The sequence below is a fragment of the Catenuloplanes atrovinosus genome, assembly GCF_031458235.1.
Classification (GTDB): Bacteria; Actinomycetota; Actinomycetes; order Mycobacteriales; family Micromonosporaceae; genus Catenuloplanes; species Catenuloplanes atrovinosus.
Window position 1 is genome coordinate 8,780,060 of sequence record NZ_JAVDYB010000001.1, and the last position, 21,321, is coordinate 8,801,380.

The following is a 21,321-nucleotide window of genomic DNA, read 5'->3' on the forward strand; positions in this document are numbered from 1 at the left end:
GTTGGGCCGCGTGGTGGTTGGGACTGCGGTGGGTTGGATTGCGTGGCGGTGTGATTCGCGCGGTGGCTGGGCCGGAAGCGGGTCTGGAGGGGCCGCGGCGCCGGGAGGATGGGCTCAGCGTTCGCGGGGGGTGGTCCAGCGGAAGGTGGTGAGGCAGAGGATGAGGCCGGCGATGCACCAGGCGGCGAGGACCAGGGCGACGCGGTCGAGTTCCCAGGTGCCGGCGGGTTCCTGGGTGGCGAAGGAGTCGGGGAGGAAGGCGTAGCGGAGGCCCTGGCACATCCACTTCAGGGGGAAGACGGCGGCGATGGACTGCATCCAGGACGGCAGCGAGGTGAAGACCAGGAAGACGCCGGAGGTGAACTGCAGAATCAGCGCGATCGGGGTGACCACGGCGGAGCCGCTGCGGGACGTGCGGGCCAGTGCGGAGATGGCGATGCCGAGCAGCGTGCAGGCGGTGATGCCGAGCAGCGACACCCAGGCGAACGCCAGCCAGCGGCCCGGGGTGGAGGGCAGGTGCAGGCCGAAGAAGGGGACGGAGATGAGGAGCAGCACGGCGGTCGTACCGAACCCGATGACGAGGATCATCAGGACCTTGCCGGCGAAGTAGACCCACGCCGGCATCGGCGTGCCGCGGTAGCGCTTGAGGACGCCGCGGTCGCGCTCGATCGGAATCCAGATGCCCAGGTTCTGGAAGCTGACCGTCATCAGGCCGGTGGCGATCATGCCGGTCACGAAGTACTGGGTGAGCGTGACGCCGCCGTCGATCTCGGTGCCGCCGAAGATCGCGGCGAAGATGGCCAGCATGATGACCGGGAAGCCGATGGTGAACACCACGGACTCGCGGCTGCGGAGGAACTGCAGGGTCTCCAGGCGGCCCTGACGGAGTGCGAGCTTCACTGACCGGCCTCGTTCGAAATCATGCGGAGGTAGATGTCCTCCAGCGTCGGGCGGTTGATGGCGAGCCCGGGCACCTCGCCGCCGAACTCGGCCGCGAGCCGGGTGACCAGCGCGGTCGGCGTGGCGGTCTCCTCCCGGCGCGGCCGGCCGTCCGCGTCCCGCCAGGTGACCGTGGGCAGCGCGTGCTGCCGTCCGCCCAGCTCGGACGGGGTGGACACCTCGACCAGCCGGCCGCCGGCGAGCACGCCGACCCGCGCGCGGCCAGCGCCTCGGCCTCGTCGAGGTAGTGCGTGGTGAGCAGGATCGTGGTGCCGCCCGCGTTCAGGTCGCGGATGAGCTCCCAGAACTCGCGCCGGGCCTCCGGGTCGAATCCGGTGGTGGGCTCGTCCAGGAACAGCAGCTCGGGGCGGCCGACGATGCCGAGCGCCACGTCCAGCCGCCGCTTCTGGCCGCCGGAGAGCGCGTGCGTACGGGCGCGCGCCTTCTCGGTCAGGCCGACGCGCGCGATCACCGCGTCCGGGTCGTCCGGGGCCGGGTAGAAGCCGGCGAAGTGGTGCACCAGCTCGCGTACCGTCAAGTTGTCGAACTCGCCGGTGCCCTGCAGCACGATGCCGACCCGCCCGCGCCAGGCCGCGCCGGGGGCGGCCGGGTCCTCGCCGAGCACCTCGACCTCGCCGGCGTCCCGCCCGCGGAAGCCCTCCAGGATCTCCACCGTGGTGGTCTTGCCGGCGCCGTTCGGCCCGAGCAGCGCGAAGATCTCGCCGGCGTGGACCTCCAGGTCGAGACCGGCCACGGCGGTGTTCGCGCCGTAGGACTTGCGCAGCCCGCGGACGGAGATCGCGTTCATGCGGTCCACTATGCGCCGGTCCGCCGCGGCGGGCGCATCGGCCCCGTCCTGTGTGACGCGTCACCGGCCGTTTTACTGAACGGTAACTTAGACTACGGCCAAGCGAGGCGCGGTCACTGAGTGCCGCGGAGGCCGGGCAGGACAACCTGCGCACTGTCCGGCGTCCGGAGTGGTCAGTGGGACAGCGCCATCGAGATGCCGGAGGCGGAGGCCATGCCGCCCAGCACCAGCAGGCCGACCGCGCCGATGTCCAGGCGGCTGCCGAACATGCGGTCCAGCAGCGCGGACGCCACCGGCAGCCCGGTGAACGGCGCCACGAAGAACGCGGACCAGCCGGCCACCCGCAACACCAGTTGCGCGGTGGTGTAGCCGCCGCCCAGGGTGACCAGCCCGGCCGCGAACAGCGCGGTGAACGCGGCCGCGGCGGCGCCGAGCACCGGCAGCAGTGGCAGCACGCGGCGTGGCGGCGACGGCCGGGGCGCGCCGCGCCGGGCCGCGTGGACCCGCCGTACCGCGCGGTCCAGCAGTGCCCGCGCCCGCGCCTCCGGGTCCACCTGATCCGGATAGCCGAGGTCCGGGCTCTGCGGCAGCAGCGGCTCGGGCGGATCGCCGACCCGGGACGCCCAGCCCGGCCGCCGCCGGTGCATCGCGCGCAGCGCGGCCCAGATCCGGGCCGCCTCGCGGTCGACCTCGGCGACCGAGACCGCGAGCGCGTCGGCGCGGCGCTCCGCGGCACCGGCCATCGCCTCCGCGCGCACCAGCTCCGCGGTCGCGGTGGCGGCGCCGTCGTGGTAGGCGCGCTCGGTGGCGAGCAGGTCGGCGTCCCGCCGCGCGGTCGCCTCGGCCAGCGCGGCGAGCTGCCGCCGATACTCGTCCGCGTTCACGAGCCGGCTCCCACCGCGTACGGGACGATCACGCGGGGCAGGCGGTCCGTGGCGCGGTCGAAGCAGAGCGCGCGCCCGGGGCGGGGGAACCAGGCCGGTCCGCCCGGGGACGGGGTCAGCGGCGCCAGGTCCGCGCCGTGCACGTCCAGCGCCACCCAGGCGCCGATCGCGTCGAACCGGGCCGCGAGCCCGCCGAGCGCGTCCCGCAGCCGGGCCACCGAGCGCCACCAGCCCAGCACGTGCACCTGCCGCTCCGGGCCCCGCTCCAGGATCGTGCGCAGCGGGTCGCCGCCGCCGGGCGCGGGCATCGCGGAGAGCGGCGGGATCGGGCCGCGGCGGGGGTGCGTACCGGCCGACGGAACGACCGCGTCGAGCGCGAGACCGAACAGGACGTGCGGCCCGGAGAGATCCTCGGCCACGGCCGCGAGCAGGTCCGGCACGGCGGCTCCGACGTGGAACGCCGCGGCCGGCAGCGCGGCCCGCAGCGGCGCGATCAGCGGCGCCAGCGACGCATCGGGGCAGGCCACGCTGAACCGCGCGCCCGGCCACGACGCGGCCAGCGACCGCGCGGCCGAGGTCAGCACCGCGGCCGCCTCCTCGCCACGCGTGCCCAGCACCGCGAGGTTGCGGCCGGGCGCGCGGTCCATCCGCATCAGCGCCGGCCGGGCTCGCACGTCGATCAGCTCGCCCAGCACCGCGCCGTGCTCCGGCGGCGCGTCCGGGAACGTGGGTACCGCGTCGCCGTCGAAGAGGCGCGGCGGCGGTGACCCCGCCGCCCGCGCGTGCCAGAGCCGTTCCTGCAACGCCTGCCACGCGCGGCGGTCGCCGGCGTCCGGCAGCCGCGCGATCCGGTTCGCCGACGGCGTGCCCGAATCCGCGTTGATCACCGCGTGGTGGCGCGGGATCACGTCCGCGGCGAGGTTCGTCTCGGCCAGCACGCGCCGCGCCTTGGGCAGCGCGATCCGCAGCGTGAACTGCGCGACCAGGCCGGGCCGCCCCCACAGCGCCTCGATGCCGGAGACGTCCTGGCTGGCAAGGACCAGGTGGATGCCCTGCGATCGGCCGCGCCGGGCCAGGTCCTCCAGCAGCGCCGCGGCCTCCGTGGTCACCGCGTCCCGCGCGCCGAGCAGCACCTGGAACTCGTCGATCACCGCCACGATCCGGGGCCAGTGGCCGTCCGGGTCCTCCGCGCGCAGCTCCGCGAGCTTGCCCGCCTCGTACCGCTTCGCGGCCCGCGCCCGGGCCCGCGACTCCTCGGCCAGGTGCCGCAGCAGCGCCAGGCCGAACTCCCGGTCGTCGTTGACGTTCACCCCGGCCAGGCGCACGTGCGGCAGCCAGCTCGGATCGCGCGGGCTCGGCGCGAACCGGGCGAACGACACCCCCTCCTTGAAATCCAGCAGGTAGAGCGCCAGCTCGGCGGGGGAGTAGCGGGTGGTCAGCGCGCCCAGCCAGGCGTAGATCAGGTTCGTCTTGCCGGACCCGGACGGGCCGCCGATCAGCGCGTGCGGCGGATCGTCGCCCAGCGTGACCTCGATCGGCGCGCCGTCCGGGCCCACGCCCAGCGGCGCGGTCAGCGCGGCGGCCGAGCTCTCCTGCCAGAACCGCGCCGGGACCAGGTCGGTCAGGCGCGCGGGCGGCGGCTCCGCGGTCACCGACGCGGCCAGTTCCCGGCACACGGCCGCGGTCTGCTCCGCGGGCGGCGGCGGGTCCAGCCGCACCGGCAGCACGCCGGCCGTGTCGCAGAAGGCCTCCCGTCCGGTCAGGTGCAGGCGCTCCACGTCCGGGTGCTCGGCCAGCGGCAGGTCACGCGCGATCAGGTGCACGCCGCAGGCGACGCCGGTACGGACCAGGCGGTCCAACTGCGCGCGCTGCGGCGGGGCCGGCTCCACCGCGTCGCCGAGCAGCACCGCCACCCGCCACGGCTCCGGGCGCCGGCCGGGCCGCTCGGCCAGCGTGGCGTACCGGCCGGCCAGCACGGTCTCGTTGATCCGCCGGACGTGCTCGACCAGTTCGTCCAGCATCGCGGTCAGCCCGCCCGGCCCGACGAACGTGAGCACGCCGGCCGCGGCCAGCGGCGCGAACGCGGCCAGGCTGCCGCCCAGCCGGTCCGGATCGTAGACCCAGAGCCGCAGGTCACCGGCGGGCGCGCCGCCGAGCGCGCGCAGCAGCAGGCCGGCGACCAGGCCGTCCGCCGTGGACGGACCACGGTGCCGGCCCACGCCGTCGTCCCGGTCGCGGGTGATCTCCAGGTGCGCGCGGTCGAGCAGCGGGATCAGCGCCGGCACCACCGGCGCGTCCTCGTCCACCGCGATGGTGCCGATCCGCAGCAGGCCGGCGCGGGCGGTGGCGGCCGGCCGCCACGCGGGCCAGGGCGCGCCGGACGGGCCCGGGGCGCAGGTGGACGCGAGCCGGCCGAGCAGGCCGGTGCGCGCCACGACCTCGCGGTGGAACACGTCGTAGATCTCGTCCCGGGCGGTCTCGTGCGCGTCGGTGAGCGCCGCCAGGCAGGTGTCGTGCGCGCCGCGGATCACCTCGTACCGGCGGCGGGTCTCGATCCTGCTCTCCTCGGCCGCCGCGTGGGCCGCGCGCACCAGTCCGCGCGCGGCGGCCACGTCCTGGCGGGCCGCGACCAGCATGGACACTCGGGCGCGCACCCGCCGATATTACCGATTCAGGGGGATATGCCCGGCCTCAACGGTGCCGTGTCACACGTTGAATCCGGCCGCCCGCGCGGCCTGCCGCTCCGCCCGCCGGGCGGTCCGGCGGCGGAACACCCAGACCGCCAGCCCGATCAGCGCCACCGCGAAGACCAGCACGAACACCGGCAGCAGAATGGCCACCACGGACATGACCACGCTGGCGGCGTCCTCCGCCGTGCTCGCCACCGGCGCGCCGAAGCCCGCGGTCGCCGTGTTGATCACCGGGCGCGCGGTCGCCTTCAGCGTGTGCACGCCGAGCGCGATGACCACGCCGGCCACGATCGGCACCCACTGGTTCGACTCGAAGAAGTTCGCCGGATCGGTCACGGTCACGGTCTCGGACCCCGCACCCGCGCCGAACACCAGCCCGCCCGCGGTCGGCCGTACCACGGTCTGCACCAGGTCGTTGACGTGATCGACCACCGGCACCTTGTCCGCGACCACCTCGATCGCCAGCAGCACGGACAGGATGGCGATCACCCACCCGTTCGAGAGCCACTGCCAGCCGCTCGGCAGCGCGATCACCTCGGTGTACCGCGCCAGCAGCCCCATCGCCAGCATCGGGACGTACGCGTTGAGCCCGGCAGATGCGGCCAGACCGATACCAGTCAGAACTTCCAGCACATAGACAGCATCGCACCCGCACGCCACTCCCGCCGGTTCCGCTACCCTGCTCGGGTGCGTTTGGTGATTGCGCGATGCTCGGTGGACTACGTCGGACGACTCTCGGCCCACCTGCCGCCGGCGACCCGGCTGCTCATGGTCAAAGCGGACGGATCAGTCTCGATCCACGCCGACGACCGCGCCTACAAGCCGCTCAACTGGATGAGCCCCCCGTGCAAACTCCAGGAGGCGGACGGCGTCTGGCGCGTGGTCAACAAGGCCGGCGAGGAGCTCCGCATCACACTGGAGGAGATCTTCCAGGACACGTCGTACGACCTGGGAGTGGACCCGGGCCTGGTGAAAGACGGTGTGGAGGCCCACCTCCAGGAGCTGCTGGCCGCCAACCCCACCACCTTCGGCGACGGCTTCACCCTGGTCCGCCGCGAGTTCATGACCGCCATCGGCCCGGTCGACCTGCTCTGCAAGGACGCCTCCGGCCGCTCGGTCGCGGTCGAGGTGAAGCGGCGCGGCGAGATCGACGGTGTGGAGCAGCTGACGCGCTACCTCGAACTCATGAACCGCGATCCGCTGCTGGCCCCGGTGAGCGGCATATTCGCGGCGCAGGAGATCAAGCCGCAGGCGCGGGTGCTGGCCGAGGACCGCGGAATCCGTTGCGTGGTGGTCGACTACGACAAACTCCGCGGCATCGAGCGCGACGAACTCACACTGTTCTGACGCGTGCGTGGCTGGGCCGGGTTCTGGCGCGTGCCTGGTTGGCTGGGTTCTGGCGCGTGCCTGGTTGGCTGGGTTCTGGCGCGTGCCTGGTCGGGCTGGGTTCTGGCGCGTGCCTGACTCGGCCGGGTTCTGGCGCGTGCCTGACTCGGCCGGGTTCTGGCGCGTGCGTGATCGGGCCGGATTCTGGCGTGTGCCTGGTTGGGCCGGGGGTCGGGCGTCGGCTTCGGCCGAGGGTTTCGAGTCGAGGCTTTCCGGTCGGGGCTTGCGAGTCGCGGTGTGCGGGTCGGGCGCTCCGCGCCCGAAATTTCGTCATATTGCGGGTCGCGCCGGTGGTCCACTGTGACTTTGTGAGCCTCAGGCACGTAATTCCGCGCGAATAAGGTGCCTGAGGCTCACAAAGTCGGCGACCAGCAGATCCCAAGCCAAGATCACCGGCCTGCCGGATCGCATACCTGAGCCGGAGCACGCCCCATGGTCGGCGATATGCCGAAATTTCGGGCAGGGAGGCTGCTGTTGGCCAGCGATGGCCAGTTCGGGCAGGCGTAGCCAAGGCTGGCTCGCGACCCGCCGGCTCGTGCGGGTCTACCACAGTCGGCCCGCGACCGCCGGAGCCGACTCGCGGTCGTCGGCTCGAGCAGCGGTGACCGCATTTGGCGCGCGACCATCGACCCGGGCAACACGAGTCACAGTCGGCGCCCGCGAAGCCGCTGCCGACACCCGTGGACCGGCCGATCACCGGAGCGAACGTCATTTCGCCGCCCCGACAAGCGGCGCCGATGCGGCCGTCAGGCCGCCCGAATAACGGCAGGCTGCCCGCCACGGCGCTTATGTTCTCGTGCGCCAGCACATACCGCAGCCAGGCACACCAGACGCAACCGATCCACCCACGAAAAAACAGCCGGGCCGACGACCCCCGCCACGACCGGCAAAGCCACGCCCATTCCCCGGAGCCCGAGGCCCCCCGGAGGGCGCCCTGAACCCAGCCACCCGGCGAAAGCACCCAATAAGCCGAAATTTCGGGCGCGGAGCGCCCGGCAGATCCCGGCCGACCGCCAGCGTGGTGCTGTGTGGCGCGGCACGCTACGACCGCCGCCGAGACGGCGAGGGCGCCGCTTGCGGCAGAGCGGCCATGGCCGGACGTCGGTCGGTGCAGAAGGAAGGCGTGCCGGTCCGTCAGGGCTTGCCGCGGCCGTAGAGGGCCTTGACCGCGCGGATCAGCAGACGCTCGTGTGCCGGTTTGCGGAAGAAGGAGAGGACCGGCAGCGGGGACGGCATTCGCCGGTAGGTGATGGCCTTGGCGACCGCGAATTCGCGCAGTCCGTCCTCGCCGTGGATGCGGCCGAAACCGGAATCGCCGACGCCGCCGAACGGGAGCGTGGACATTCCGGCGAACGTGAAGACCGAGTTGATCGAGGTCATGCCGGAGCGCATGCCGCGGGCCAGGGCGATGGCGCGGCGGCGGGCGAAGACGGCGCCGCCGAGGCCGTACGGGAGCGCGTTGGCGCGGGTCAGGGCCTCGTCGGCGTCGGCGACGCGGGTGACCGTGAGCGTGGGACCGAAGGTCTCCTCGCGGATCGCGGCGGCGTCGTCGGGGACGTCGATCAGGACGGTGGGGTGCACGTACGGCGGCTGCACGGCGTCGGGGCCGCCGACCACGGCGTGAGCGCCGCGGGCCAGGGCGTCGTCGATGTGGTGGCGGATGACGTCGAGCTGGGCGGGCATGGTGATCGGGCCCAGGTGGGTGCCGTCGGCGCCGACCGTGAGGCGGCGGGCGCGCTCGGCGAGCCGGGCGACGAACTCGTCGTGGACCTTCGAGACGGCGTAGACGCGTTCGATGCCGATGCAGGTCTGGCCGGCGTTGGACATGCCGCCCCAGAGCGCGGCGTCGGCGGCGGCGTCCAGGTCGGCGTCCTCGTCGACGATCATGGCGTCCTTGCCGCCGGCCTCGATCAGCACGGGCGTGAGCGTCTCCGCGCAGGCGGCCATGACCTTGCGGGCGGTGGCGGTGGAGCCGGTGAAGCCGAGCTTGCCGACGCCGGCGCGGCAGAGCGCGGCGCCGGTGTCGCCCAGGCCGTGGATCACCTGGAAGACCGGGTGCTCCGGGGCCACCTCGGCGAACGTGTCGGCCAGCCAGGCGCCGACCGCGGGCGTGTACTCGCTGGGCTTGAAGACCACGGCGTTGCCGGCGGCGAGCGCGTACGCGATGGAGCCGAGCGGCGTGAGCACGGGATAGTTCCACGGGCCGATCACGCCCACCACACCGTACGGCCGGTACTCCAGGTGTGCGGAGTGCTCGGCGACCAGCACGCGGCTGCGGACGCGGCGCGGGCCGAGCACGCGCCGCGCGTTGCCGGCCGCCCAGTCGATGTGCTCCAGCGCGCTGGCCGCCTCGATCGTGGCGTCGAACATCGGCTTGCCGGTCTCGCGGTGGACCAGCGCGGTCAGCTCCTCCAGCCGCTGCGCCAGCAGCGCGCGCCAGCGCCGCAGCCGGTCGCGCCGGCCGTCGAAGCCGAGGCCGGCCCACCAGTGCCCGGCCTCGCGGGCGCGGGCGACCGCGGCGGCCACGTCGTCGGGCGTCGCCACCGGGAAGGTGCCGACCGTCTCGCCGGTGGCGGGATTGGTGGACGTCAACGTCCCGTCGTCGACGACGGTGATCCCGGGCGTCATTGCCGGAGTCTAAACCTGAGCACTACTCGGAAGTAAGGTATTCGCGGATGATCCGTTCAGCGACTGAGGCGGGATCCGGTAGTTCGCCCCGTTCGTGCAGCCCGACGTACCGGTCCTTCGCCGGGAAGTCCTCGGCGCGCAGCGCCGCCTGCATGCCGGTGTCCATCACGCCGGGGTTGACGGACGCGACGACCAGCGGCGGCTCCCGGTGCGCGGCCTCGGCCGCGAGCACCTCCATGAACCACTCGCCGCCGCGCTTGGCCGCGGAGTAGGCGGACCAGTGCTCGATCGCCCGCCCGGCCGCGCCGGACGAGATGAACAGGACCCGAGCGGTACGGCCGGCCGCCGCGGCCAGGAACGCGTTGGTGAGCAGCATCGGCGCGGTCAGGTTCACCGTGATCGAGGCGGCCAGCTCGTCCGGCGGCAGCGCGCCCACCGGCCCGATCGGCGTGACCGTGCCGGCGTTGTGGATCAGCACCACCTCGCCGTCCGGCGCGAACAGCTCGCGCAGCGCCTCCGGGGACGGCAACGTTGAGGGATCGCTCAGATTTGCGCCCCATAGCGCGACGCGCGCCGGCTCCTGCAAGGCAAGATCGTCCTGCGCGCCGGTGAAGCTCCGGCCGATCCCGACGACCCGGTTTCCGGCCGCGATGACCTGCTCGAACAGCGCGGCACCCAGGCCGCGCGAGACACCCGTGATGAATACGGTCCGCATATTGTCAGCCGTACCACAGCTGACCGCGGTGTCGGCAACACGACCCGGCGGGGACCCGCGGGTCGCGGCCGGGGAAAATCTCGGTCGAGTTGATGATGGAGGTGTCCGGTGAGCCGCATCGGCTTCGCCTGTCTGTGGGCCCCGAACCCGATCGCCACCTGGTCCCACATCCCGTGGCACCTGCGCGCGGCGATGCGCGCCCACGCGGAGGTGCCGGACGTCGGCGTGCGCATCCCGCACCGGGCGCAGACCGCGCTGAAGCTGATGCACGTGCGCTGGCGCAACAGCCGCCCGGTCACCACCTGGAAGCAGTCGCGGCTGACCGACGCGTTCGTGCGGCGGGCGATCCAGCACGGCGCGGAGGCCGCCGGCGTGGACGCGGTCGTCATGATCCAGGACCTGGCCATCGTCGACCGGCCGTACTTCACGTTCCAGGACATGAGCTTCGACGGGCTGCTGCACATCCAGGAGACGTCCGGCATCCCGTTGTTCCAGCACCTGACCGCGGGGGAGTTGCACCGGCGGCGGGAACGGCAGCTGGAGGTGTACGACCGGGCCGCCGGCGTGATCGCGATGAGCCACTGGCTGGCCCGGAACCTGATCGAGGTCACCGGCGTACCCGCGGACAAGGTGCACGTGGTGCACCCGGGCGTCTCGGCCGGCGCGTCCGTGGAGGGCCCGCTGCCGGAGCGGCCCGGCCCGCGCCGCCGCCTGCTGTTCGTCGGCCGCGAGTTCGAGCGCAAGGGCGGTGACCTGGTGGTGGCCGCGCTGGCGATCCTGCGCCGCGAGTTCGACCCGGCGATCACGCTCACCGTGGCGGGCCCGCGCGAGTGGCCGATGGAGGGCGAGATCCCGGACGGCGTGACGTTCCTGGGTGAGCGCTCGCTGGCCGAGGTCGCCGGGCTCTACGACACGCACGACCTGTTCGTGCTGCCGAGCCGGCTGGAGGCGTTCGGCATCGTGTTCGCCGAGGCGGCCGCGCGCGGGCTGCCCGCGATCGGCCGGGACGCGTTCGCCATGCCGGAGATCGTCCGGCCCGGCGTGACCGGCGCGCTGGCCACCGGCGACGACCCGTCCGACCTGGCCAAGCTGATCGCGGAGACGCTGGCGGACGACAACCTCTACGCGGAGTGCGCGGCCCGTGCCGGCGACGTCTCGTCCCGGTTCTCCTGGGACCGCGCGGGCCGTGACGTAGTCAACGCGGTTAATGCCACGCTCGCCCGGTCCTGAGTGGGAGACTCGCGCCTAACGTCCGTTAACACAGGAGGCGAGTTGCAGACGATCGGAGTGGTCGGGCTCGGCACGATGGGCGCCGGCATCGTGGAGGTCTTCTCCCGGAACGGGCTGGACGTCGTCGCGGTGGAGGTCGGCGAGGCCGCGCTGGAGCGGGGCCGCGACATCCTGACCGCCTCCACGGACCGCGCCGTGACCCGCGGGAAGCTGGCGCCGGCCGACCGGGATGCGCTGCTCGGCCGGGTGCGGTTCGAGGTCGGCCTGGACGCGCTGCACGACGCGGACCTGGTGGTCGAGGCGGTGCCGGAGCGGCTGGACCTCAAGCGCGCGGTCTTCGCCGAGCTGGACCGGGTCTGCAAGCCGTCCGCGATCCTCGCCTCCAACACGTCCTCGCTCTCGGTCACCGAGATCGCGGTCGCCACCCGCCGGCCGCAGCAGGTGCTCGGGCTGCACTTCTTCAACCCGGCGCCGGTCATGAGGCTGGTCGAGGTGGTCCGGACCGTGGTCACCGCGGACCATGTGGTCGCGGACGCGGAGGCGCTCTGCGCGCGGCTCGGCAAGCGCGGCGTGACGGTGGGCGACCGGGCCGGCTTCATCGCGAACGCGCTGCTGTTCGGCTACCTCAACCACGCGATCACGATGTACGCGAGCGGGCACGTCTCGCGCGAGGACCTGGACCTGGCGATGCGCGCGGGCGCCGGGCTGCCGATGGGACCGCTCGCGCTGCTGGACCTGATCGGGTTGGACACCGCGTACGAGATCCTGGACACCATGTACCGCCGGGGCGGCCGGGACCGCCGGCACGCGCCCGCACCGCTGCTCGCGCAGCTGGTCACCGCGGGCTTCCTGGGCCGCAAGTCCGGCCGCGGCTTCTACACCTACGAGAAGCCGGGCTCCTCGGCGGTCGTACCGGAGCGGCCCGTCGCGGAACCGGATCCGGTCGCGGCGCGAGAGATCAACGCGGTCGGCGTGGTCGGGTCCGGCGCGGCGGCGGCCGGTCTCGCCGAGGCCTTCGCGCGGGCCGGGTTCGACGTCGTCACGGCCGGCCCCGACGTGCGGGAGAAGGCCGCCGCCCTGGCCGGTACGGACCTGGTGGTGGACGCCACGGCCGGCGACCTCGCGGCCACGAAGGCGCTGTTCGCGGGCCTGGACGAGGTGTGCGAGCCGGGCACGGTGCTGGCCACGACCACGTCCGCGCTGCCGATCATCGAGATCGCGATGGCTACGCGCCGACCGGAGGACGTGGCCGGCCTGCACTTCCTTCCCCCGGCGCCGGCGGTGTCGCTGGTCGAGGTGGTGCACACCGTCCGGACGGCGCCGGAGGTGCTGGCCACCGCGCGGCGCGTGGTGGAGCGGCTGGGCGGGACCGGCGTGTCCTGCCCGGACCGGGCCGGGTTCGTGGTGAACGCGCTGCTGTTCCCGTACCTCAACGACGCGGTGCGCATGCTGGGGGACCGCTACTCGACCGTGGACGACATCGACGCCGCCATGACGCTGGGCTGCGGATATCCGGCCGGTCCGTTCGCGATGCTGGACGCGGTGGGGCCGGACGTGGCGCTGGAGATCCAGCGCGCGCTCTACCGGGAGTCCCGCGAACCCGGCCTCGCGCCCGCGCCGCTGCTGGAGCAGCTCGTCACGGCCGGGCGGTCGTTCCGTACCGTCAACTGATGGTTGACGCTCGCCATGCGTCAACCTATGGTTGACGCATGGCTGATGAACTCCGGAAACCCTTCATCCGACTCGATGACCTCATCGAGCACGTCAAGAGTCAGCACCCGGACGGCGACCACCTGACCCGGGTCTCCGACGCGATCCTGGTCGGCGAGCACCTCGGTGACCTCGCCGACCACCTGATCGGGCACTTCGTCGACCAGGCCCGGCGGGCCGGCGCGAGCTGGGCCGAGATCGGCCGCAGCCTGGGCGTGAGCAAGCAGGCCGTGCAGAAGCGCTTCGTCGGTGACCCGGCCGGGCTGGTCGACGAGAGCCGGTTCAGCCGGTTCACCCCACGCGCCCAGGTCGTGATGCGCGAGACGGTCGCGGCGGCGCGCGCGGCCGGCAACGACCAGGTGCGCACCGAGCACCTGGTGTTCGGCCTGCTCCAGGAGCCGCAGGCGCTCGCCGCACTGGCCATCCAGGACCAGGGCGTGACGCTGGAGGACGTCAAGGTCGCGGCCGCGGCCGTGCTGCCGCCCCGGGTGGACGAGATCCCGGAGCACATCCCGTTCTCGGCCGGCTCCAAGAAGCTGCTGGACCTGCTGGCCCGCAACGCGCTCCGGCTCGGCCACAACTACATCGGCACCGAGCACATGCTGCTCGCGCTGCTGGACGACCACGAGGACGCGGGCGGTGAGGTGCTGCGTGGCCTCGGCATCGACAAGGGGCGCGCCGAGGCGTGGATTCTCGACGCGCTCTCCAACCTGAAGAAGTGACGGCCTGATTCCGTGACGGGTGATCGAGACGGGTGGAAGCGGCTCGATCACTCGTCGGCCAGCGCGGCGACCGGCGCCACCCGCGCCGCGCGCCGGGCCGGGAGCACGGCCGCGAGCAGGCCCACCACGGCGGCGCCGAGCACCACCAGGGCGATCCGGAGGTACGGCACGGAGATCGTCACCCAGGTGCGCGGGATCGACGCGTAGACGCCCGCCACGCCGAACGCGATGCCGAGCGCCACCCCGGTCACGGCCGCGATCAGCGCCAGCGTCATCCCCTCGGCCAGCAGGCTGGCCCGCAACTGACCCCGGCTCAGGCCGAGCGCCCGGAGCAACCCGAACTCGCGCGTGCGCTCCAGCACGGACAGCGACAGCGTGTTGGTGATCCCGGCGACCGAAATCAGGACGGAGAACAGCACCAGCACGCCGACCACCGCGAGCAGCAGGTCCACCGTGCGCCCGATCTCCTCGGCCCGGCTCTGCACGTCCGTGACCACGGCCAGCGGCACGGTGTCGGTCACGGACGCGACCGCGCGCCGGGCCTCCGCCGCAGCCACGCCGTCCCTGGTGAACACCCACAGCCCCGCGCGCTCCTCGACGCGGTCCACCTCGGACAGCGCGGACAGCCGGCCGGGCAGGTCCGCCGGGAGCCGCTGGCCCTCCGCCGCGGTCACCACGAAGTCGGTCGGGAACCGCCGCTCCAGCGCCGCCGTGGAGCTGGTGGCCAGCGACTGCGCGCCGACCAGGAACGTGGTCACCACGGTGATCCCGACGGTCAGCGCCAGCGCGGTCGCGGCGGCCCGGCGCGGCTGCCGCGCGGCGGACCCGGCCGCCAGCCGGCCACCGGAGCCGAAGATCAGCACGGCCGGGCGTACCGCCACCCGCCAGGCCGGCACCACCAGCACCGGGCCGAGCGCGACCAGCGCGAGCATGGCCGGGAGCGCGCCGGCCGCGGCCGGCAGCACCGCGGTGTAGTGCGCGCCGGCGGCCACCATCGCGGCCGCGATCAGCGCGAGCAGCGTGCCGGTCAGCGCGCGGCGGCGCGAGGTGGCGGCCTCGACCGGCGCGTCCGGGCGGCGCAGCGCCGCGATCGGGGCGAGCCGGGTCGCGTTCCGCGCCGGTGCGATCGCGGCCAGCACGGTCACGCCGACGCCGGTCAGCACGCCGATCAGCGCGGTCGGAAGCGTCAGCGGCGCCGGTGCGGTCAGCCGCCCGTCGCCGATCGCCTCCAGCCCCGCCGTGCCCAGCCGGCCGGCCAGCATGCCGAGGGCCAGCCCGGCCGCGGACGCCACCCCGCCGACGATCGCGGCCTCCGCCAGCACCAGCCGGAAGAGCTGACCGCGCCGGGCGCCGGCCAGGCGCAGCAGCGCGAGTTCCCGTTCCCGCTGCGCGACCAGGATCGCGAACGTGTTGTGGATGACCATCGCGGCCACCACCAGCGCCACCGTCGCGAAGCCGAGCAGGCCGGCCCGCGCCAGGCGCACGCTGCCGACGTTCGCGGCGGCCAGCCGGTCCGCGTACTCCATTCCGGTGATCACCTCGGCGCCGGGGAGCGCGCCGGCCATCCCGTCCGCGACCGCGCGCTGCCCGGTCCCGTCCGCGGCCGCGGCCCGGATGGCGCCGAAGTCCGTGACGCCGGTGGCGGCCCGGAAGTCGCCGATGGGCAGGAACACGGTGAAGTAGGGGACGTCCTCGGCGAGCCCGCTGATCCGTACCGGATGGGGATCGTCGTCGACCACGGCCAGCGAGTCGCCGGGCGCCCAGCCGCGCTCCGCCGCGGTGGCGGCGTCCACCAGCGCCTCGCCGGGGCCGGGGAACGCGCCGGACGTCAGCCGCAGCGCGGCGAGCGCGGGCCGGTCCGGCAGCGCGCGGATCACGGTGTTCGTGGCGCCGAGCACCGCGACCACCCGGCCGTCCGGGCCCAGCACCGGCGCCTCGGCGGCGGCCTCGCCGGCCGCGTCCGCCACGCCGGGCAGCGCGGCCACCCGGGTTACGTCCGCGTCGGTGAACCGGCCGCCGGCCGCGCGGGCCGCGACCGGCTCCGCGTCCCGGGCGGCGCCCTGATAGAGGCTCGCGGTCATCGTGTCGGTCAGGATCAGGGTGCCGGTCACGAAGGCCACCCCCAGCGCGACGGCGAGGGCGGTCAGCAGCAGCCGGGTCCGGCGGGCCCGCAGCCCGGAGAGGAGTACGTTTCGCACCCGGTCGACGCTATGGACGCGGCGCCGCGCGGTCGTCTGCCCGAGGTCGAGGCCGCATCCTCCTCAGGTACACAATCAGCGGGCCAGCCCGTGCTGGTACGCGTACACCACGATCTGCACCCGGTCACGCAGCCCCAGCTTGGTCAGGATGCGGCTGATGTGCGACTTCACCGTGGTCTCCGCGACGAACAGCTCCCCGGCGATCTCCGCGTTCGACCGGCCGCGCGCCACCAGCAGCAGCACCTCGTGCTCCCGCTCGGTCAGCGCGCCGGCCGGGCCGGCCGTGGCCCGCTCGCCGTCCGGCAGGTACGGCGCGAACCGCTCCAGCAGCCGCCGCGTGGTCGACGGCGCCACCACCGCGTCGCCGGAGTGCACCACCCGGATCGCGGCCAGCAGATCCTCCGGCGGCGCGTCCTTGAGCAGGAAGCCGGAGGCGCCGGCCCGGATCGCGGCGAACGCGTACTCGTCCAGGTCGAACGTGGTCAGCACCAGCACGCGCGGCGGGTCCGGCAGCGCGCGAATCCGGCGGCACGCGGTCACACCGTCCACCGTGGGCATCCGCACGTCCATCAGCACCACGTCGACCCGGTGCGCGCGTACCGCCTCGATCGCCTCGTCGCCGTCGCCCGCCTCGGCCACCACGGTCAGGTCCGGCTGCGTCTGCAGCAGCATGCGGAAGCCGGTGCGGACCAGCCGCTGATCGTCCGCCAGCAGGACCCGGATCATGCGCTCTCCTCGTGCTCGATGCCCCGCAGCGGCAGCTCCGCGTGAACCCGGAAACCGCGCTCCGGCCGCGGACCGGTCTCCAGCCGGCCGCCGGCCGCGGCGACGCGCTCCCGCATCCCGATGATCCCGTGCCCGCTCCCGCCCGCCGCAGGTGGACCGCCGCCGGTGTCCGTCACGTCGATGACCAGCGAGGATCGGCGCCAGGCCAGCCGTACCTCCGCGGTGACGCCCGGGCCGCCGTGCTTGAGCGCGTTGGTCAGCGCCTCCTGCACCACGCGGTACGCGGTCAGGCCCAGGCTCCCCGGGACCGGCCGCTCCCGGCCGGCGACGCTCAGCGCGGCCGGCACGGCGGAGTCCGCGACCAGCGCCGGAATGCCGGCCACGCCCGGCTGCGGCGCCGGGCCACTGCCGCCGTCGCCGCGGAGCACGCCGAGCAGCCCGCGCAACTCGGTGAGCGCCTCCCGCCCGGTCGCCGAGATCGTGTCCAGCGCCTCGCGTGCCAGCTCCGGCTCGGTGGACAGCGCGTACCGGGCGCCGTCCGCCTGCACCACGATCACCGACACGTGGTGCGCGACCACGTCGTGCAGCTCGCGCGCGATGCGCGCCCGTTCCTCCGCGACCGCGGCCCGGTCCAGCGCGCGCCGCTCCCGCTCCAGCCGGTCCGCGCGCTCCGCGAGCTGCTGGTACCACCGCCGGCGGCTGCGCGTGGCGTCGCCCCAGATCCAGCCGATCGCGAGCGGCGCCGCGTACACCGACCAGAGCACCAGCACCGCGCCGGGCGTCGGGCCGACCACCGTGCCCGGCGTCGTGACCAGCCGCGCCAGCACCAGCGTGGGCGCGGCGACCACCCAGAACAGGCCGGACCGGCGCGCCCAGCCCGGCCCCTGCGCGGCCACCGAGTAGAGCACCATCGGCATCGCCAGGTAGACCGGCAGGAACACCACGGTCTCGGACACCGCGACCAGCGTCAGCCCGGCGGCCAGGACCACCAGGTACGCCGTACCGGGCCGGCGGTGCCGCAGCGGCATGGCGAGCACCAGCGCCACCGTCACCGGCCAGATCAGCACGCCCGCGACACCGTCGGCGGCCAGCGCGAACGGGATCGAGGACAGCCCCAGCGGCACGGCCACGAGCGCGGTCATGACCACGGGATGTCGCCGAAGCCACGCGTAGACCCGGTGCACGATCCGAGCGTACGTGCCGGCCGTACCCTTGATCCCGTGAGCCCGCGCCGCAACAACCGCCGCGATGAGGGCGGTCCGGTCGACCGGGACCGCGCTCGCCAGGGTGTGCAGACCGTGCAGGCCTGGAGCGACGGCGAGTGGCTGGTGCGGGGCGTGGCCGCGGGCAACGCGGTCAAGGTCTACCGCTGCCCCGGCTGCCAGCAGACGATCCCGCCCGGCGTGGCGCACATCGTGGCGTGGCCGGCCGACGGGCGCGGCGACCTCACCGACCGCCGGCACTGGCACAGCGGCTGCTGGAAGGCGCGCGACCGGCGACACCCGTCCGGCCGCTAGAGAGGATGCTCGTCATGGCCCCGATCCGCGCGAACTCGATCCTGCCGGCCCGCCGGGAGGACATCGAGCTGCACACCGCCGACGGCCTCACCCTGGTCGGCGAGTTGGCCCGGCCGCTGGACACCGACCCTCGCGCGACGCTGATCTGCCTGCATCCGCTGCCCACCCACGGCGGCATGATGGACAGTCACGTGTTCCGCAAGGCCGCGTGGCGGCTGCCCGCGCTGGCCGGCATCGCGGTGCTGCGCTTCAACACGCGCGGCACCACCAGCACGCGCGGCACCAGCGAGGGCGCGTTCGACAACGCCCGCGGCGAACGCTTCGACGTGGCCGCCGCCATCGAGTACGCGGAGTTCGAGGAACTGCCGAACGTGTGGCTGCTCGGCTGGTCGTTCGGCACCGACCTGACGCTCAAGTTCGGCTGCGACCCGTCGGTGACCGGCGCGATCCTGCTGTCCCCGCCGCTGCGCTTCTCTCAGCCCGAGGACCTGACCATCTGGGCCGAGACCGGCAAGCCGCTGACCGCCCTGATCCCCGAGTTCGACGACTACCTCCGCCCCGCCGAGGCCACCACCCGCTTCGCCCCCATCCCCCAGGCCGAGGTGATCGGCATCCCCGGCGCGAAACACCTCTGGGTCGGCGACGCCGAAACGGTCCTGGACGCGGTGGTCACCCGCGTCGCCCCCGGCGTGCCGGTGCCGCTGCCGACCGAGTGGGACGGCCCCATGGAATTCGGCGACTCCAGCGCCTACGCGGACCGCACGGTCGCTGCCTTCTCCGACGTCCCCGTCACGGGGCCCTCGCAGCGGAAGGCCTGAGCTCCGCCGCTTCGTGCGGTTCGGCGGCGCGGGCTCGCCTCCGGACCTCTTTTGTCCCGCTTCCGGCGTGGTCGCGATCCGCATGCTCCCGCGGGCCAACCTCGCGCCGGCTCCGCCGGCGCTCCGCCGTCGCGTCGGAGCCGGTGCCGTGGGTGGCCGCTGCACACCGCGCGACCTTCGCCGCCGGCCGCCACCCGGCCGCGCCGCGGCAGGGTGGCGGTCCCGCGGGTCTCCGTTCGGACTGTCCCGGAGGGGTCCCCTGACGGCTCCGTCCGACCGCCCTGGAGCGAAGCCGGGGAGGGCGGCGGCGTCAGAGCTGTCGGGTGGGTACGGCAGGAGCGGCCGTGGGGGTGTTCTCGCCGGTTGGGGAGGCGGTGTCGGGGGCGGGCCAGCCGGGGAGCCAGGTGGTGCGGTGGGACCAGACGTCGCGCCAGTAGGGGGCACGGCCGGTGAGGCGGGAGGCGGCGGCGCGGAGGGCGATGCCGGTGAGGAGGAGGGCACGGCCGGCGCGGGCGCGGGTGGGGGACCAGCGCAGGCGGAGGTAGGTGGTCTTGCCGCGGAGGACCATGATCCGCTTGTTGACGCTGGTCGAGGAGGCGCCGTTGACGTGCAGGACCTTCGCCTCGGGGACCAGGGTGGGGGTGGCGCCGGCGGCGGTGGCGCGCTGGGACAGGTCGATGTCCTCGCTGTACATGAAGTAGTCGGCGGTGAAGCCGCCGAGCGCGGTGAACAGCGCGCGGTCGATCAGCAGCAGGCAGCCGGAGCCGGCGGGGACCGGGCCGGGCACATCGCGCGGGCGGTCGGGGAGTTCCTCGGGGTTGAGCAGCGCGGAGCGGCGAAACAGCGTGGAGAGGCCGGTGGCGAAGCAGAAGTAGCCCCAGAGCGTGGGGAGCGCGTAGATGGAGCGGCCGTCGTCGGCGCCGTGAACGTCGAGCGTGCGGCCGACGTAGACGCGCGGGGCGGGGTTGGCGCTGGCGTAGGACAGGAACGCGCCGATCACGTCGCCGACCGGCTCGGCGTCCGGGTTGAGCAGCATCAGGTAGTCGCCGGTGGCGTGCGTGGCGCCGGCGTTGACGGCGCGGCCGAAGCCGACGTTGCGGGGCAGCCGGACCACGCGGACCTGGGGCAGCGCGGCCTCGATCGCGTCGGCGGAGCCGTCGGAGGAGGCGTTGTCCACCACGATCACCTCGTACGAGGCGGTGCTGGGCGTGCCGAGCAGCGTCGTCAGGCCGCGGATGGTCAGCTCGCTGGTGTTGTACGAGACCACGATCACGCTCACGTCGGTCATGCCCGTGCCTCCGCCCGGCTCGACTCGTCCCGTTCCCAACCGGCGCTCGGCGCGCGCCGGGCCTGCCACGCGGCCAGCACGGTGAGGCCGACGTAGATCACGCCGGCCGGGGCCAGCCGTGGGTCGCGCAGCACCACGTCGCGCAGCCAGGACCAGCGGTCGGCGCGGCGGGTGCCGCCGGACGCGGCGCGCAGCGCGGCGTTGCCGGCCCGGACGCGGCGCAGCCGGCGCAGCAGGTCGGCGGTGCGGCGCGGCGTGGCGACCACGGAGGCGGCCTCGTCGACCACCACGCGCTCGTCCGCGCCGTAGAGCGAGTCGAGGAAGAGGTCGTCCGCGGTCACGGCCGGGAACTCGCCGAACCGCGCGCGCCCGGTGGCGGAGAGCGCGATGACGCCGCGCCCGAACAGGCCGGTACGGATCGCGGGCAGCCGGTCGTGGATCGCGAAGTACGCGCGCACGGCCAGCGGGCGGCCGGTCAGGTCCAGCTCGCGGCGCGGGACCGCGACCAGCGCGCCGGTCCGGCGCAGCGCCTCGGCGAGCCGGTGCACCGCACCCGGCGTCAGCACCACGTCACCGTCCACATAGATCCGGGGGAAGCCGGTGGCGGCGCGGTCGCCCGCGTTCAGCGCCGCGGTCTTCGAGCCCTCGCTCAGCTCGACCACCTCGACGTCGCCGCGGCGGCGCGCGAGCTGGGCGGTGTCGTCGGTGCAGCCGTTCGGCACCACGACCACCTGTACGCCGGGTCCGGAAAGGCGATCCAGGCACCGGTCGAGCACGGCCGCCTCGTTGTGAGCGGGTACCACCACGCTTATCACTCGCGCATTCCTTTCGAGCCAACGCAAACGCGTCAGCCGAGTGTTTCCGCGTACCCCTGGAATGGCAAGAAGCTCAACGTTGTGAAACGTGCCCGTCCGGTGCGGCATTTCCGATTTTTCGCTTCGTGGAGCGCCGTATGTCGCTTAGCCGACAGGCGGTTTGCCTTAGCTGACCTTGTAAAGCCGCAGGCCAGGCGGCCATTGTGGCGAGACGCCGGCAACTTTGAGATTCATTTTGCGGGCTCGA

At 73.9% G+C, this 21,321-nt stretch carries 17 protein-coding genes and 1 pseudogene; 6 read left to right on the forward strand and 12 right to left on the reverse strand.

What is annotated here, in order from left to right; genetic code table 11:
* Positions 1 to 114: 114 nt before the first annotated feature.
* From J2S41_RS39295 to J2S41_RS39315, 5 genes and pseudogenes are all read right to left on the reverse strand, one after another.
* A complete protein-coding gene (locus tag J2S41_RS39295) occupies positions 115 to 900 on the reverse strand; it encodes an ABC transporter permease (protein WP_310376035.1) in 786 nt (261 codons plus the stop codon).
* A pseudogene (locus J2S41_RS39300) lies at positions 897 to 1,747 on the reverse strand (ABC transporter ATP-binding protein). Before J2S41_RS39300 ends, J2S41_RS39295 begins: the two are co-directional and overlap by 4 nt.
* A gap of 173 nt (positions 1,748 to 1,920) precedes the next feature.
* Positions 1,921 to 2,631, reverse strand: a complete 711-nt coding sequence (locus J2S41_RS39305; RefSeq protein WP_310376037.1) for a hypothetical protein — start codon at positions 2,629 to 2,631, stop codon at positions 1,921 to 1,923.
* Positions 2,628 to 5,267 carry an FtsK/SpoIIIE domain-containing protein gene (locus J2S41_RS39310; RefSeq protein ID WP_374728312.1) on the reverse strand — a complete coding sequence of 880 codons (2,640 nt, stop codon included), beginning with the start codon at positions 5,265 to 5,267 and terminating at the stop codon, positions 2,628 to 2,630. Before J2S41_RS39310 ends, J2S41_RS39305 begins: the two co-directional genes overlap by 4 nt.
* A gap of 69 nt (positions 5,268 to 5,336) precedes the next feature.
* Positions 5,337 to 5,954 (reverse strand): DUF4126 domain-containing protein, encoded by a 618-nt coding sequence (locus J2S41_RS39315; protein ID WP_310376041.1) that lies wholly within the window; start codon positions 5,952 to 5,954, stop codon positions 5,337 to 5,339.
* Between the two features lie 54 nt (positions 5,955 to 6,008).
* On the opposite strand from J2S41_RS39315, the gene nucS reads away from it, so the two are divergent.
* Positions 6,009 to 6,668, forward strand: a complete 660-nt coding sequence (gene nucS, locus J2S41_RS39320; RefSeq protein ID WP_310376043.1) for an endonuclease NucS — start codon at positions 6,009 to 6,011, stop codon at positions 6,666 to 6,668.
* 1,173 nt (positions 6,669 to 7,841) lie between these two features.
* Here the strand turns inward: nucS and J2S41_RS39325 are convergent.
* Together J2S41_RS39325 and J2S41_RS39330 are read right to left on the reverse strand one after the other, a co-directional pair.
* Positions 7,842 to 9,335 carry an aldehyde dehydrogenase family protein gene (locus J2S41_RS39325; RefSeq protein ID WP_310376044.1) on the reverse strand — a complete coding sequence of 498 codons (1,494 nt, stop codon included), beginning with the start codon at positions 9,333 to 9,335 and terminating at the stop codon, positions 7,842 to 7,844.
* Positions 9,336 to 9,357: 22 nt separating this feature from the next.
* Positions 9,358 to 10,050: an SDR family NAD(P)-dependent oxidoreductase gene (locus tag J2S41_RS39330; protein WP_310376046.1), complete on the reverse strand. Its 693-nt coding sequence runs from the start codon at positions 10,048 to 10,050 to the stop codon at positions 9,358 to 9,360.
* 108 nt (positions 10,051 to 10,158) lie between these two features.
* Here J2S41_RS39330 and J2S41_RS39335 point away from each other — a divergent pair, with 108 nt between their 5' ends.
* The 3 genes from J2S41_RS39335 to J2S41_RS39345 are packed head-to-tail and all read left to right on the forward strand — an operon-like array spanning position 10,159 to position 13,712.
* The gene (locus tag J2S41_RS39335; protein ID WP_310376048.1) at positions 10,159 to 11,280 is read left to right on the forward strand and encodes a glycosyltransferase family 4 protein; all 1,122 of its coding nucleotides are present in this window, start codon (positions 10,159 to 10,161) and stop codon (positions 11,278 to 11,280) included.
* Positions 11,281 to 12,951 (forward strand): 3-hydroxyacyl-CoA dehydrogenase family protein, encoded by a 1,671-nt coding sequence (locus J2S41_RS39340; protein WP_374728234.1) that lies wholly within the window; start codon positions 11,281 to 11,283, stop codon positions 12,949 to 12,951. It abuts the gene before it with no gap.
* Positions 12,952 to 12,989: 38 nt separating this feature from the next.
* Positions 12,990 to 13,712, forward strand: coding sequence for a Clp protease N-terminal domain-containing protein (locus tag J2S41_RS39345; RefSeq protein ID WP_310376052.1), 723 nt, complete (start codon positions 12,990 to 12,992; stop codon positions 13,710 to 13,712).
* Positions 13,713 to 13,759: 47 nt separating this feature from the next.
* Here the strand turns inward: J2S41_RS39345 and J2S41_RS39350 are convergent, their stop codons facing one another.
* The 3 genes from J2S41_RS39350 to J2S41_RS39360 form a co-directional block, all read right to left on the reverse strand.
* Positions 13,760 to 15,910 carry an ABC transporter permease gene (locus J2S41_RS39350; RefSeq protein ID WP_310376054.1) on the reverse strand — a complete coding sequence of 717 codons (2,151 nt, stop codon included), beginning with the start codon at positions 15,908 to 15,910 and terminating at the stop codon, positions 13,760 to 13,762.
* Between the two features lie 75 nt (positions 15,911 to 15,985).
* On the reverse strand, positions 15,986 to 16,636 hold the full coding sequence (locus J2S41_RS39355) for a response regulator (protein ID WP_310376056.1): 651 nt from the start codon (positions 16,634 to 16,636) through the stop codon (positions 15,986 to 15,988).
* The gene (locus J2S41_RS39360) at positions 16,633 to 17,820 is read right to left on the reverse strand and encodes a sensor histidine kinase (RefSeq protein ID WP_445343944.1); all 1,188 of its coding nucleotides are present in this window, start codon (positions 17,818 to 17,820) and stop codon (positions 16,633 to 16,635) included. Before J2S41_RS39360 ends, J2S41_RS39355 begins: the two co-directional genes overlap by 4 nt.
* A gap of 36 nt (positions 17,821 to 17,856) precedes the next feature.
* Here J2S41_RS39360 and J2S41_RS39365 point away from each other — a divergent pair, with 36 nt between their 5' ends.
* The gene (locus J2S41_RS39365; protein WP_310376060.1) at positions 17,857 to 18,153 is read left to right on the forward strand and encodes an Rv1322 family protein; all 297 of its coding nucleotides are present in this window, start codon (positions 17,857 to 17,859) and stop codon (positions 18,151 to 18,153) included.
* Positions 18,154 to 18,158: 5 nt separating this feature from the next.
* Positions 18,159 to 18,971 (forward strand): alpha/beta hydrolase, encoded by an 813-nt coding sequence (locus J2S41_RS39370; RefSeq protein ID WP_310376062.1) that lies wholly within the window; start codon positions 18,159 to 18,161, stop codon positions 18,969 to 18,971.
* A 310-nt stretch (positions 18,972 to 19,281) separates the two neighbouring features.
* On the opposite strand, the gene J2S41_RS39375 is transcribed toward J2S41_RS39370, so the two are convergent.
* Positions 19,282 to 20,259, reverse strand: a complete 978-nt coding sequence (locus J2S41_RS39375; RefSeq protein WP_310376064.1) for a glycosyltransferase family 2 protein — start codon at positions 20,257 to 20,259, stop codon at positions 19,282 to 19,284.
* Positions 20,256 to 21,065, reverse strand: coding sequence for a glycosyltransferase family 2 protein (locus tag J2S41_RS39380; RefSeq protein ID WP_310376066.1), 810 nt, complete (start codon positions 21,063 to 21,065; stop codon positions 20,256 to 20,258). Before J2S41_RS39380 ends, J2S41_RS39375 begins: the two co-directional genes overlap by 4 nt.
* Between the last annotated feature and the right edge of the window lie 256 nt (positions 21,066 to 21,321).

What these genes read in the sequence shown, in the direction of transcription:
- J2S41_RS39310 (WP_374728312.1), bottom strand. Translation starts at nt 5,267, where the DNA reads ATGCTGGTCGCGGCCCGCCAGGACGTGGCCGCCGCGCGCGGACTGGTG.
- J2S41_RS39325 (WP_310376044.1), bottom strand. Translation starts at nt 9,335, where the DNA reads ATGACGCCCGGGATCACCGTCGTCGACGACGGGACGTTGACGTCCACC.
- J2S41_RS39330 (WP_310376046.1), bottom strand. Translation starts at nt 10,050, where the DNA reads ATGCGGACCGTATTCATCACGGGTGTCTCGCGCGGCCTGGGTGCCGCG.
- J2S41_RS39345 (WP_310376052.1), top strand. Translation starts at nt 12,990, where the DNA reads ATGGCTGATGAACTCCGGAAACCCTTCATCCGACTCGATGACCTCATC.
- J2S41_RS39355 (WP_310376056.1), bottom strand. Translation starts at nt 16,636, where the DNA reads ATGATCCGGGTCCTGCTGGCGGACGATCAGCGGCTGGTCCGCACCGGC.
- J2S41_RS39370 (WP_310376062.1), top strand. Translation starts at nt 18,159, where the DNA reads ATGCTCGTCATGGCCCCGATCCGCGCGAACTCGATCCTGCCGGCCCGC.
- J2S41_RS39375 (WP_310376064.1), bottom strand. Translation starts at nt 20,259, where the DNA reads ATGACCGACGTGAGCGTGATCGTGGTCTCGTACAACACCAGCGAGCTG.